General features: G+C 65.9%; 12 protein-coding genes. 1 reads left to right on the plus strand and 11 read right to left on the minus strand.

The window, feature by feature from the left end; translation table 11 throughout:
* Positions 1-77: 77 nt before the first annotated feature.
* From ACIA8C_RS35455 to ACIA8C_RS35470, 4 genes are read right to left on the minus strand one after another with little or no spacing between them, the layout of a single operon-like run.
* Complete coding sequence (locus ACIA8C_RS35455; RefSeq protein WP_397142430.1) at positions 78-776, minus strand: hypothetical protein; 699 nt, start codon at positions 774-776, stop codon at positions 78-80.
* Between the two features lie 29 nt (positions 777-805).
* Complete coding sequence (locus ACIA8C_RS35460; protein WP_397142432.1) at positions 806-1,111, minus strand: hypothetical protein; 306 nt, start codon at positions 1,109-1,111, stop codon at positions 806-808.
* Positions 1,112-1,122: 11 nt separating this feature from the next.
* Complete coding sequence (locus tag ACIA8C_RS35465; protein ID WP_397142434.1) at positions 1,123-1,431, minus strand: hypothetical protein; 309 nt, start codon at positions 1,429-1,431, stop codon at positions 1,123-1,125.
* Positions 1,432-1,449: 18 nt separating this feature from the next.
* Complete coding sequence (locus tag ACIA8C_RS35470) at positions 1,450-1,833, minus strand: hypothetical protein (protein ID WP_397142436.1); 384 nt, start codon at positions 1,831-1,833, stop codon at positions 1,450-1,452.
* Positions 1,834-2,384: 551 nt separating this feature from the next.
* Here ACIA8C_RS35470 and ACIA8C_RS35475 point away from each other — a divergent pair.
* Positions 2,385-5,327: a BTAD domain-containing putative transcriptional regulator gene (locus tag ACIA8C_RS35475; RefSeq protein ID WP_397142438.1), complete on the plus strand. Its 2,943-nt coding sequence runs from the start codon at positions 2,385-2,387 to the stop codon at positions 5,325-5,327.
* 151 nt (positions 5,328-5,478) lie between these two features.
* On the opposite strand, the gene ACIA8C_RS35480 is transcribed toward ACIA8C_RS35475, so the two are convergent.
* Genes ACIA8C_RS35480 through ACIA8C_RS35510 form a run of 7 tightly spaced genes read right to left on the minus strand, consistent with a single transcriptional unit; the run spans position 5,479 to position 13,438 of the window.
* The gene (locus tag ACIA8C_RS35480) at positions 5,479-6,621 is read right to left on the minus strand and encodes a MarP family serine protease (protein ID WP_397142440.1); all 1,143 of its coding nucleotides are present in this window, start codon (positions 6,619-6,621) and stop codon (positions 5,479-5,481) included.
* A 46-nt stretch (positions 6,622-6,667) separates the two neighbouring features.
* Entirely contained in the window at positions 6,668-9,355 is a 2,688-nt protein-coding gene (locus ACIA8C_RS35485) for a fumarate reductase/succinate dehydrogenase flavoprotein subunit (RefSeq protein ID WP_397142442.1), read from the minus strand.
* The gene (locus ACIA8C_RS35490; protein ID WP_397142444.1) at positions 9,352-10,089 is read right to left on the minus strand and encodes an ABC transporter ATP-binding protein; all 738 of its coding nucleotides are present in this window, start codon (positions 10,087-10,089) and stop codon (positions 9,352-9,354) included. The genes ACIA8C_RS35485 and ACIA8C_RS35490 overlap by 4 nt, the downstream gene beginning before the upstream one ends.
* The gene (locus ACIA8C_RS35495; protein ID WP_397142446.1) at positions 10,086-10,991 is read right to left on the minus strand and encodes an ABC transporter permease; all 906 of its coding nucleotides are present in this window, start codon (positions 10,989-10,991) and stop codon (positions 10,086-10,088) included. Before ACIA8C_RS35495 ends, ACIA8C_RS35490 begins: the two co-directional genes overlap by 4 nt.
* On the minus strand, positions 10,988-12,412 hold the full coding sequence (locus tag ACIA8C_RS35500; protein WP_397142448.1) for an ABC transporter substrate-binding protein: 1,425 nt from the start codon (positions 12,410-12,412) through the stop codon (positions 10,988-10,990). The genes ACIA8C_RS35495 and ACIA8C_RS35500 overlap by 4 nt, the downstream gene beginning before the upstream one ends.
* A gap of 12 nt (positions 12,413-12,424) precedes the next feature.
* The gene (locus tag ACIA8C_RS35505) at positions 12,425-12,652 is read right to left on the minus strand and encodes a ferredoxin family protein (RefSeq protein ID WP_014984269.1); all 228 of its coding nucleotides are present in this window, start codon (positions 12,650-12,652) and stop codon (positions 12,425-12,427) included.
* Entirely contained in the window at positions 12,653-13,438 is a 786-nt protein-coding gene (locus ACIA8C_RS35510; RefSeq protein ID WP_397142450.1) for a GntR family transcriptional regulator, read from the minus strand. It lies immediately after the preceding gene.
* Between the last annotated feature and the right edge of the window lie 47 nt (positions 13,439-13,485).

Here is a 13,485-nt window from a genome sequence, read left to right on the forward strand (position 1 = left end):
GGATACTCTTGCAGGAGCTCATCAGTGAGTTCTTGCGAACGCAGACGCCCGCGACAGCGCCCGAGCCTGGATGTATGTCAATGCTTTATAGGCTTCCAGCGACTCGGATCTCCGACCGACAAGGCAACAGGGGACGGAACCTGCAGTTGACTGCCGAGTTCAAGGATCTTCGTCATTTGGCTGGTGGCAGTAACGATGTAATCGCCGATGTCCGTAAACACCTTTTGAGTCGCTTCGACAAATCCGCTGAGGAGGCCGATGACCTCTTTTCCCACGCCGAGTATGTTCAGTTTCGATCCCTGCTCGAGCAGGCCTCCAGCAAAGCCGAGTATTTTGTTGCCGTAATCCAAAATATGATTGATGGCGACGGTGTATGCCTTGAGGATCGCGCCGCGCAGGTCGCTCAACTGGGAGGTGACCGCACTGAGCCGTTCCTGCAACTTTTCGGTCGATGAGATCAGGTCATCTACGTACTTCTTGGCGGCGTCGCAACCTTTTCCTTCCCAGACGATGTCGAGTTCTTGCCGAGCACTCCGCAATGCGACCCCACCGGTGCTACTGCTGCTGCCGTCTATCGCCGAGGTGAGGTGCGCGTTCGCATCGATCCAGCGGTTTATCACACCTTCGACAGCATCCGGATCACCGAGCATCTTGCGGATCGTGTCCACGATCACCTGTACGACAGGAACGTTCAGCTGGTTTGCCGTGGTGACGAGCGTAGCTGCCTGATAGTCGGGAAACGGGTTGAGACTGCCACTCGGTTGCCCTGCGGCCAAGGGGTATCCGGCGACTGTTTGTTTCCCCATTATCGCTGCCCGATCTCTTCGAATTTACGATAGTAGCTGTCGTCCATTTTCTCGAATATTGTCGCTACGTCCGCGAAGGCAGTCGCGGACGCCTGGACTACCTTCGCGCTCTGCTCGAGCTTGCCAAGTATTACGCCGAGGCCTGCATTGAATTTCGGCACGAAGCTTTTACCGAATAATCCCAGATCGTCGTCGCCCAAGCGTTTTTCGGAAACTTTTGCCGCAGCGGCCGTATAGTGCGTGACGGTACCCGATACCGCGTCGGCCTGTTGCCGCAGCGCCCGTGGTTCGACACGAATTCTCATTTGCGACATCGTCATATCCGTTCGGTGCGGGGGTATCGCTGTGTGAACGTGGCGTTAACCGCGCCCGCGATGGCGTCGGTGATATCGTCCTCATAAATTCCCGTCACCGCAACGGGATCCAGCTCGATGGATCGCAGCGTGCCACGACCATCAGTGACAACGGTGCCGAAACAGATCTGCTCGGACCGGTCGGTTATCGGCGTGCGGTGTCGCTGTTCAGCCAGGCCCGGTCGCCCGTCACGAATGTATTGGACCTCACGATGCCACGCCTTTTCCGACTGATGGACAAGGGCATCGATCTGATCGAAATCCCACCCCATCGTTCCTCACTTTCTCGTTTAAGGTTTGAGATCGTCCAGCAATTCCATAGCCTCTGGGAATTCGTGCCGAAGCGCGGCGAGTCCATCACCGACCAGGTCGAGGCGGGCCCGGTTGATCGCCGTCACCATGGCCGCACAGGTCGCCGCCAGCTCATCCGCGTTGTCCCCCCAGGCCGACTCGAGCGATGCGCGGCTCCCCGTAGAGATACCCAACCCGTGCGGCAGTGTGATGTGCTGAACGAACCCGTCCGGCGAAAGCCGCACCACAGCCCGGCCGTCGTCGGAACTCCCCGTATACGTTCGTGATTCGAACTCGGCCAGCGCTCGCCCCGCCCGCTCCTGAAGTGCCGCTATCTGTTGCTCTGCATGTTCGAAGATCTCCTCGAACTGACCGTCGAGCATCTCCCACCCCCTGGATCTTGTGATCGATTCGGTTTAGACCAAGGTTGTTCACTATTTGTCGATACCAATGTGCTCCCCCCTTGCCGAGCACATTGTCATTGCCCGGTAGCGTGACCGAACTCGTCACTTTCTGACCAATTCCGGTACGCCCAGCGAAAATGTTCTCAGATGATGCCCCCGTCGTACCGATCAATTTCTTCACGGCATCACAGCCGCTATGAACTATCCGAGTTCTGACCTTAGCAACCGGCATGAGCAGCGGCGCGGCTTTCGCAGCGACCGCTGATCCAGTGCGTGATGAGTGCGTCTACCTGCGTGAACACCGCGATCCGGCACTGATCGGGTCGACGAAGAGGCGATTGCATCGGCAATTCTGCCGCTGCCAAGTCGGGGGTGCAACCCTGTCGGCTGCGGCCCGGATGCGCACTCCCGCATCGGCGGTATCGACGCAAGACGTGTCAGCACTGCTACCCGCGGCAGGAATCGAGTAGCAGAATATGGACTGAGCACTACAGAGCACGGGAAAGCTGGGACAGGGGAGGAGCGACCGGATGGGGTTGGATCCGGCCGTGCTGTCGGAGCTACTGCGGCAGCGGCGCGGCAAACTGGGCATCACCCAATCCGAGCTGGCGCAGCGGGCCGGAGTCGGCGTGCGCACGCTGCGCGATCTCGAGCACGGTGTCGTCCGCAATCCTCGAATAGCGTCGGTGCGTCAGTTGCTCGCCGCACTGGATGAACCGACCCAGCGAACGACTGCCCCGGCACTGCGGATCGGTGTACTCGGACCACTCGTCCTCGAACACAACAGCACGCAGGTGGCGATGGGCGACACCCGTGCGGCGACTCTGCTAGGACTAATGGCATTGCACGTGAATCAACCGGTGTCGCTGGCCGACGTCGCCGCGACGGTGTGGGCCGACCGCCCGCCCGTGTCCCATGCCGAGCTACTGAGCCGGTACGCACGGCGGCTGCGGCAACGACTCGGCCCAGGCCTGCGGTTGACGGCCGGCCGCGGGTTCTGCCGCCTCGACCTCGACCCGGAACAGCTGGATCTCCTGCAGTTCGGCGAATTGACGACACGGGCGCGCGACGCTGCCGAAGCAGGAGAGTTGGATACCGCGCACGAGACCTACGCGCGTGCCCTGGACTGTTGGCGTGGCCCGGTTTTGTCCGGGCACGAACCGCTGGCGTGGCATCCCGGTGCGGGCGCGCTGTCGAGACAACGGCTCTCGGCGGCGCTCGCCTTCGCCGATATCGGATGCGTGCTCGGCCGGTACGAGCAAACCGTCACACAGCTCGAGGCGGTTCGCACCGACGAGCCGCTGCACGAGGGCCTGCACTCACGGCTCATGACCGCGCTGGCGGGAAGCGGGCAGCAGGCGGCCGCCTTGGAACTGTTCGATGATCTGACCGAACGACTCTCGACGGAGCTGGGCATCGAACCGGGCCCGGAGATCCGCGCCGCGCAGCTGACGGTGCTGCGGCAGGAAATCTCCGTACCGAGCCGCCGCTCGCTGGGCGGTCCCAACTTCCTGCCTCGCGACATGGACGACTTCGTCGGCCGGACCGCCGAGATGCACCGGGTGACCCAGGCATTGCGGACCGCGAATGTCCCCGGCGTGCACGTGCTGAGCGGGATGGCCGGCATCGGTAAGACGGCGCTGGCTGTCCATGTGGGACACACTCTCGCTGACCGGTTTCCGGACGGACTGCTGTTCGTCGATCTGCATACCCACAGCGGCACTCACACGCCACTGACTGCGCAGGCCGCGCTGGACGCACTGTTGCGCCAGCTCGGCGTCGACGGGCACCGGATCCCGGATCAGGTCGACCAGAGCGCGGCGCTGTGGCGATCGCTGCTGGTCGGCCGAGACGCCCTCGTCGTGCTCGATGATGTCGCCGACGCGGCCCAGGCCCGGCCGCTGCTGCCGGGCGGCGGCACGAACTGCCAGTTCCTCATCACCAGCAGAACCCGGCTGACCAGCCTGGACGAAGTCAGCACGGTTCCGCTGGAGGTGCTCACCGACGCCGAGGCAGTCGACCTGTTCGCCCGGGTGACCGGGGAGCAGCGAATCATCGGACAGGACAGGCAAATTCGTGAAGTCACTCAGCTGTGTGGATTGCTACCTTTGGCGATCCGGATCGCTGCGGCTCGATTCCGAGACCGGCCGTCTTGGACGATAGGGCACCTGTTGTCGCTGTTACGAAACGAACAGCGGCGCCTGCCCGCGCTGAGCGCCGGAGACCGCAGCGTGAGTGCCGCGCTGACGCTGTCATACCGCCAGCTGACTCCGGCGCAGCAGCGGCTGCTCCGGTTGCTCGGCGACTTCCCTGGCGCGGATATCAGCGCGGACGTGGCCGCTGCGATCGTCGATTCGACGGTCGAGGAAACCACCTCGGGACTGGAGAGTCTCGTCGATGTGCACCTGCTGCACGAGGTCACCCTCGACCGGTACCGCTTCCACGACCTGATCCGCGATCATGCCCGGCAGATGGGTCAGACCGAGCCCGCGCACCAACGGCACCAAGCCACCGCCCGCACCTACGCCTACTACATCCATGTCGCCGCGATGGCCGCCGACCTGCTGGAACCGACACGCAAGCGGTTCCCGATCACCAGCGCCGCACCCGATCACCTGCCCACACTGCACACAGCCGCGGACGCGCTGGCATGGTTCGATGCCGAACGCCTGAACCTGGCCGCCATCGTAACCGCCGCGGCCACCCGCGGGCATCACGAACAGAGTTGGCAGCTCACCCAACCGCTGTGGCGCTATTTCTTCATCCGGGGCCATCTGCACCTGCACATCGAAACCCACCGCATCGCCCTGGCCGGCACCCGGCAGCTGGGTGACACCGCCGCCGAGGCCGAGATCCGCAAGAGCCTCGGCCTCGGCTACTGGCGGGTCGGGCGCTCGGCCGAGGCGATCGATGAGCACCACCGTGCGCTCGAACTCGACCTTGCGGACAACGACATCTGGGGCCAGGCCAAGACCCACAACCACCTCGGCTTCATCCACGCCCGCCACGGCGACCACGCCGAAGCACTGGAGCACCACCGGCGAGCGGCCGAACTATACGAACGGACCGGCGACCGCTGTGGCATGGCGCGAGCGCTGGTCGGACTCGGGGACCTGCACTTCCACACGGGACGCAACAGTGAAGGAGCCACCCAATTCCAACAGGCCATCGAACTCGCGCGCGAGGTGGGCGACCGCTGGGGCGAAGGACTGGCCGCCCTCGGCCTCGGCTTCACCAGTCCACCGCCGCACGCCAGCCGATACCTGAAGCAGGCCTTGCGGCTCACCCGCGCGAGCGGTGACCGGTGGGGAGAGTCGATAGCACTGATCGGACTCGGCATGGCCCTGGCCGACGCGAACGCCGCCGTCAATCTCTACCGCCAGGCCATCAACCTCACCCACGAAGTCGGCGACCAGTGGTGGGAGCAGATGGCCACCGCCGCCCTCACCCGGCTACGACAGCAACTCCCTTGACCAGCCGCCAAAACGCGCCGCCGTGTTGGTCATGATCTCGGGAGGCGCACTGGCTTTAGGGTCGTGCGGATCCCGGGTAAGGGTGCGGATCTTCAGCGATACCGTGGACTGGTCGCGCCGGGAGTGCTCAGTCGGCGAAGCCGTGTTCGGCCTAGGAGACGCAGGTGCCGGTGCTGACGGCGGTGGCGGACTGATCTAGGTGTTGGAGGAGTTCGGGGAGGGTGGCGGCTAGGCCGGTGCCGGTGTTGGTCGCGTCGACGCCGAAGACCATGCCGAGTACGCGGCCTTGGGTGTCGACGAGGGGGCCGCCTGAATCGCCCTCGTGTACGGCGCCGTTGAGGGTATAGGTCGAGCGTTCGGTGATCGTGGTGCGGTAGATGTCGGGGACTCGGTTTACGGTTCGCTGGGCGATGCGTGCTGCGGCCGCGGTGTAGCGGCCACCTTCGGGATAGCCGAGAACGATGGCGTCCGCTCCGGGCTTGGCGGCCTCGGGTGCGACGGTGACCGGCGGCGCGGTGAGTCCTGGTACGGCGAGCACCGCTAGGTCGAGTACCGGGTCGAATTGCACGACCGTGGCGCGCAATGGGCCGCTGGGGGTGTCGACAGCGACGGTCGTGGTGCCTGCCACCACGTGGGCGTTGGACAGCACGCGTTCCGGGGCGATGACGAAGCCGGAGCCGAATTGTTTTCGCGCACAGGCGGGTGCCGAACCGGAGACGCGCAGCACGCTCTTCTGGAGGTCGGCCGGAACGCCGTTGTGCACAATGCTCGCATCCGGTGGCGCCAGCGGCAGGACGAGTCCGGCGTCGACCAGCGGAGTGACGAGCGTGGTCGGCAGGCTCGCCAGCCAATACGGCGCGACATCGTCCACTGTGCGGACAACCCGCGAATCACGTACGGCCGAAGCCAGGCTGGGCGACATGGTGAGCGGGACAGCGAACAACCACACCGCGAGCGGCACCGCGACGGCGTGCACCACGGAGCCACCGACCGCGTCCGCCCGCTGCGCGGCGGGCCCGCGCACAGCTTTGCGCGCGCCATGCCCGAGTCGGTGACCAGCGGTTTCACCGACCGCCACCAACCCGACGATGAGGAAAACGACGATGAGCAATCGCGTGCGCCCCGGCGCCAGCTGGGCGAGCGCCACCGTCGCGATGACGGCGCCGAGCCCGGCCCCCGCGAGGATGCCGAGGAAGCCGAGCACCGCGGTGATCGCACCCCGGCGCCAGCCGAAGAACGCGGCCGCCACGGTGACCGAAAGCGCAACGAGGTCGAGCCAATTCGGCAGGTTCACGCCTCCAATGTACGGACCGCCGCCGACAGGTCGAGATTGTCCGTTTTCACGCTGTGGTCTGCGGTAACGCGCGGCGGGCGTAGGCACGGACGTCCGCGTCGACATCATCGATCGCGCGCTCCAGGGCACCGATGGCGTCCCGGTGGTCCGGCCAGGTGGTCAGCGCGAGCACCGCCGCCTTGCGCACATCGAGATGCGGGTCGCTCAATGCCTCGGCCAGCACGGACACGGCAGCTTCGGGATCGGCACCGGCCAGCCCGCGAGCCGCGCCGACCCGGACCTGCCAGGCCGAATGCCGCAGCGCGGCAGACAGTTCCGCGATATCCGCCGGGTCGGCACCGAGCACCGCGAATGCTGCCAGCGCGGCGGCCCGGACGAGCGGGTCGTGATCCTTGGCGAGGATTCGGATCACCTCTGATCCACCGCCGCCGATAGCGGCGAGCCCCTGCGCCACCGCGATGCGGACCTCGCGGATATCGTCACCCGCGAGGGTGGCAACCGTCTGCCGGTCATCGAGCGACACCAGTGCGCGGACGGCCTCTATCCGTACGCGATGATCCGAATCCGACAGCGCCGCAACGTATTGCGACGCCGAACCGGCCCGCAGCGCCCGCAGTAGATCGATGACCGTCGCGCGCACGATGGGATCGGGCGAACCGAGCCGCTCGGGCAACCCGGTCGCGCCGGGCAGCACCTCGACGAGCTCGCGCAGGCTCGCCGCGGCGGCACGCCGGACCGCGGCGGCGTCATCATCGAGCGCGTCGACCAGGACCGCGGTGAAACCGTCCGGCGTGTTCTCGGTGAGCACGGAGATCGCCGCCACGCGCACGCCGCTGTCCGCATCGGTCAAGTAACTCGACAACTCGGAGACCGTCGGTGCGTCGAGCGCGAGCAGAGCGACGAGCCGAGGCGATGGGGGAGTGACGGTTTCGCGAACAGTGCTGACCGCATCGGCGGGCTGCGGCGCGCGCCCGCCCCGCGATGCGGGCTGGTGCACGGGAATGACGGCGGGATCCGTTGAGGTCAGCTCGTCGAGTCCGGGGACCGGAACCAGGTACGGCGCTACCGGCCGCTTGTGGAATTCCATTGTCCCGTCGGCGTTCTTGCGCAGGTTGAGGTGATACCGCCAGTCGACATCGTCCCGCTCCGGCATATCGGCGCGATCGTGGTAAAGCCCCCATCGGGATTCGGTGCGGGTCAGCGAACTGCGGGCCGCCATCTCGGCACAGTCGCGAATAAACGACACCTCGATGGCGCGCATGAGCTCATGCGGTGTCCGAGCGCCGATCTCGGCGATCTCACCACGCATCCGGTCGAAGGTTTCCACCGCGATCGACAGCTTGGCGGCGGTCTTGGGTGGTGCCACATAGTCATTCACGAACCTGCGCAACTTGTACTCGACCTGCGGCTGCGGCGGCCCTTCCTGGTGCCGCAACGGCCGGTAGATCAGCTCGTGTGCTTCGGCCAGTTGCGCCTCGGGCAGGCCATCGGATGCGGCGACGTCGTCGAGTGTCGACGCGGCATGCGCACCGGCGAGATCGCCGAAGACGAACGCGCCGATCATATAGTTGTGCGGCACGCACGCCAGATCACCGGCGGCGTAGAGCCCGGGGACGGTGGTGCGCGCATGCTCGTCCACCCATACCCCGGACGCGGAATGTCCACCGCACAAACCGATTTCGGAGATATGCATCTCGATATCGTGGGTGCGGTAGTCGTGCCCGCGGTTGGCATGGAAGGTCCCACGGGTCGGCCGTTCCGTGGTGTGCAGGATGCCCTCCAATGTGCTGAGGGTTTCCTCCGGCAGATGCGACACCTTGAGATAGATTGGTCCGCGCGCGGATTCGATCTCCCGCTTGACCTCCGCCATCATCGCGCCCGACCAGTAGTCGGAGTCGACGAAGCGCTCACCCTGGGCGTTCACCTGGTAGCCGCCGAACGGATTGGCGACATAGGCGCACGCCGGACCGTTGTAATCCTTGATGAGCGGATTGATCTGGAAGCATTCGATGCCACTGAGCTCCGCGCCCGCGTGATAGGCCATCGAATACCCGTCACCCGCGTTTGTCGGATTCTCGTAGGTGCCATACAGATACCCGGACGCGGGCAGGCCGAGCCTGCCGCACGGTCCGGTCGCCAGAATCACCGACTTGGCACCGACCGCCACGAATTTGCCGGTGCGCGTGTTCAACGCGGCCGCGCCAACCGCGCGCCCGCCCTCGGTGAGCACCCGGACCGGCATCAGGCGGTTCTCGATCCGGATCCTCTCGCGCATCTTCCGTTGCCGCAGTACGCGATACAGCGCCTTCTTGACGTCTTTCCCCTCGGGCATGGGCAGCACATAGGAACCCGAGCGATGCACGCGGCGCACCGCGTACTCGCCGTACTCGTCCTTCTCGAACTTCACGCCGTACCGCTCCAGCCGCTGCACCATGGCGAACCCGCGGGTCGCGGTCTGATACACCGTGCGCTGGTTGACGATTCCGTCGTTGGCCCTGGTGATCTCGGCGACGTAGTCCTCCGGCTCCGCCTTACCCGGTATGACGGCATTGTTGACGCCGTCCATCCCCATGGCCAGCGCCCCGGAGTGCCGCACGTGCGCTTTCTCCAGCAGCAGCACGTTCGCCCCCGCCTCGGCGGCGGTGAGCGCGGCCATGGTGCCCGCGGTGCCGCCGCCGATGACGAGCACATCGCAGTCCAGCCGGACCCGATCCGACAGCTCCGGAATGTTCACAGATTCTCCAAGATCTCGGCCCGCACAGCCCGCCGGTCGACGTCCTGCCGAGGGTTGGGCACATCGATGACCGCCCGCAGCGTGCCGCCGCCGAGCACGGCGACGCGGTCGCCGAGCAGCAGTGCCTCGTCCAGATCGTGGGTGACGAAGACGACGGTGGTCGGATGCGCGCGCCAGGTGTCGATCAGCAAGCGCTGCATGGTCGTTCGGGTCTGGTTGTCGAGCGCGCCGAACGGCTCGTCCATGAGCACCGCGCGCGGCGCACCGGCTAGGCTGCGCGCCAACTGAACTCGCTGACGCATACCGCCGGACAGATCCCGCGGCAGGAAGTCCGCGTAACCGGTCAGGCCGATCTCGCGCACCCAATGGTGTGCTCGCTCTTTGCGTTTGCCACGCGGCAGCCCGCGCAGCCGCAACGGTAATTCGATGTTCTGCCGGACGGTGCGCCACGGCAGCAGCGCGTCATCCTGGAACACCAGCGCACGGTCGGCCGACGGACCGGTGACGGTCGCGTCGTCGGCCAGCACCGCACCGCCCTGCGGGGTCCGCAATCCGGCGAGGGCACGCAGCACGGTGGACTTGCCGCAGCCGGATTTGCCGACGAGGACCAGGATTTCGCCGGGCGCGACGTCGAGGTCGAGGTGATCGATGACGGTCCGGCCACCGTAGGAAATCCGGACGTCGTTGAGGCGCAACCGCATTCCCGTCGTCTCGGTCGATAAGGTCGTTGTCATTCGGACACCTCTCTCGGAAGCCAGCGGGTGATCCGGCGACCGGCCAGCTCGACGATCCCCGACGTGCCGAAGCCGAGGATGCCGATGGTGACCATGCCGACGAACACCGCCGGGTAGTCGACGATGGTGTAGGCCTGCCAGGTGCGGTAACCAACACCGAGCCGCCCGGAGATCATCTCGGCGGAGATGAGACAGATCCACGCCACGCCCATGCCGACCGACAGTCCACTGAACACGCCCGGCAGAATCCCCGGAAAGACCACGCGCACAAGCACTCCGAAACGGGAGGCGCCCAGCGTGCGCACCGCGTCCGCCCAGACGGTCGGCAGCGCGCGCACCGCGTGCCTGGTGCTGACCAGCACCGGAAACACCGACGCGGTGAAGGTGATGAACACCATGCCGGACTCGTCGCTGGGAAACATCAGGATCGCCACCGGCACGAGCGCGATCGCGGGAATGGGCCGGGCCAGCTCGGTGAGCGGCCCGAAAATATCGGCGAGCAGGCGGGATCTGCCGAGCCCGATCCCGGCGAGGACGCCGACCACTGCGGCGAGACCGAAGCCGGTGACGATGCGGATCAGCGATTGGGCGATGTCCAGGTAGTACTGGTGCGATCCCAGGTGTTTACCGAATTCGGTGATGATCTCGGTGATCGTGGGCAGGGTGTCGAAACGGAGCCCGGCGCGCACGTTGTTAACGGTGAGCAGCTGCCACAAGCCGACAGCAGCGGCGACCGAAGCCACTCGGATCAGGCGGGAACGCCATGCGGAGAGCCCGGTGCGCTGCTTGTCGGCACTGTAGGTGATCTCGGTGAACGCCGCGCCATCGGCCGTGGTTTTCGCGGGAAGGTCCACTGTCGTGCGCTGATCATCGATCGTCTGGGTCGTCACTTCGGTTGTCATGGGCGAATTTCCGTAACCGCTTGGTCATACGAGACATTCACCGCGCCCGGATGCCCCTGCCGATACCGTTGCGCCGCAGCCGGAGTCGTGAACGGCAGGAACGCGTCACCATCACGCACCCAGCTCCCCTTGTCGGCGAACCACCGCGTGCCGAGCTCGGCGTCAGGGACATAGGCGGCCCGGACGACCTTGCCCTGCGCCTTGGCGGCCCGCACCGCCCGCAGCAGGCATCCGGCATCGGCGGCAGGCTGCGGCCGCTCGACTCCATCGACCCAAACCTCACCCGCCCGCGCCGAATCCGTCACGGCGCGACCGCAAATCGGATCGTTTCCACTGACCAGGCTCGGATTGACGGTCGAAGCCACCGCCTTGTCGTAGTCGTCGCCGTTCGCGGCGAACGCCTTCCGAAGCGGCCCGCTATCGACAAAGCCGTCGATATTCAGCTCGGCGAAGTCACCGATGGACTTCAGGTACGGCACATCGCCTTTGAGTGCGTCGATCAAACCCGGCTTGAGCGTGGTATCGAAACTCGTTCCGCCCGGCCCGTTGTAGAGGTAGACGACCTCCTGCGGCAACCCCGACCCGTCGGCCACGATCTTGGCGGCCTCGAATGGCTTGTCCCGCTGGAACGCGGTCGCGTCGAGCTGCGCCGCCAGAAACGCCTGCAGCACTTCCGGATGCTCGGCCGTATACGCCCGCCGGGCGACGACACCGTGAAAGGTGGGCACACCTAGTTCCGCACCGTCGTAGAGCAGCTTGGCCTTGTTCTGGAATACCAGCAGCCCGGGCCACGCGACGAACTGTGAAAGTGCCTGCACCTGATGCGATTCCAACGCTGTCGCGCCGATCTGCGGCTGCTGATTGAGTACCTCGACACCCTTGCCCGCGTCGATACCGGCCCGGGTGAGCGCCTGCACCAGCGTGCCGTGCCCCGCCGACCCCACACTCGCCGAGACCTTCTGCCCCGCCAGGTCATCGATGGTCGATGCGGTCGAATCCGGGGGCACTACAACCATGTTGAGCGCGCCCTTCGGGTTGTACCCGGTCACCGAGACCAGCGCGGTCTTGGCGCGTTCATTCGCCTGCGTCCGAGACCCGTTGATCAGCAACGGATAGTCACCCATCGATCCGATGTCGATCTTCTCGGCAACCATCTGCGCGGTGATCGGCGCGCCGGTGTCGTAGTCCTGCCACTCGACCTGATACTTGGCCCCGCCCTGATCGGTCAGCCGCTGTAGTCGCTTCTCCAGGTACCCCTGCGCCTTCAGCAGGGTCCCCGCGGTGACGGTGTTGATGGTCTTTGACTGGTAGCCGACGACGACCTTGACGGTCCCGGCCGGGGTGTCGTTCGAACTCTCCAGGGAGCAGCCCGTCAGCGTGAGCGCGGCGGCGAGCAGGACGGGAGCGAGGCGTACTTTCATCAGACTTCCAGATCAGCGGAGCAGATAGGGCATGTTGACCGTGACGGCGCCGGTGGGACAGCGGGCGGCGCAGGGGCCGCAGTACCAGCACTCGTCCACGTGCATGAAGGCCTTGCCGTTGTCGGGATTGATCGCCAGCGAATCGAGCGGGCAGATCTCGACGCACAGCGTGCAACCCTGAATGCACAGCGATTCGTCGATGGTCACCGGAATATCGGTGCGCTGGTTCACGAGTGCCATCTAGCGGACCTTCCATTCGGGGGTGCTGCGGGTCAGGCTGCCGCGCATGGTGATTCGGTCGCCGCGCAGGCGGATGTACTCGAGATCGACCGGCCTGCCGTCATCGAGATGGGTCAGCCGTTCGAGCATCAGCAGCGGTGCGCCGCCGGGGATATCGAGGGTGGAAGCGGTGTGCGGGTCGGCGGGCACGGCCTCCAGGGCGAGGTCCGCGTGGCCGAGCGAGCGGCCGCTGAGCTGCTCGAGCAGCACGAAGATGTCGGTGTGCTCGAGGTCGTGGCCGAGCAGCTCGGTGCCGATATCGGGCACCAGGTAGGTGAGATCCAGGCTCAGCGGCATGTCCGCCAGGTAGCGCAGCCGCTCCAGGTAGACGACGCGCTCACCGGGCGCTAGGCGCAGTCGGCGCGCGACGGCGGCCGGGGCGGTGACGTGCATGGCGGCACGCACCTCGTTGCGGACGGTGCCGTGGTCCTTGAATGTCTCCTGCAGGCCGAGCAGCGCGTCGAGGCCGTGATCGAGTTTGCGCGTCGCCACCCGGGTGCCGATCTTCGGCGCCCGGTCGATCAGCCCCTCGTCCTTCAGCAGCGTGAGCGCCTCGCGGACGATGTTGCGGGACGCCTCGAACTCCGCGGCGAGCCGCTGCTCGCTCGGCAGGCCGTCATCGAACGCGCCCGCGTGCAGTTGATGGCGGAGCAGATCGGCGACCCGCCGGGCCTGATCGGCGCGTAACCGCCGTACCGGTGTGGGTTCCGCCGCGACCTGCGCCGCATTTCTCTCGCTGACCTGCATGGATAGCGACGATAGTGCGGAATTGACGGACCGCATCCCGGCGGCGG

It is taken from the genome of Nocardia sp. NPDC051321 (assembly GCF_044455225.1).
In the GTDB taxonomy this organism is placed as follows: domain Bacteria; phylum Actinomycetota; class Actinomycetes; order Mycobacteriales; family Mycobacteriaceae; genus Nocardia.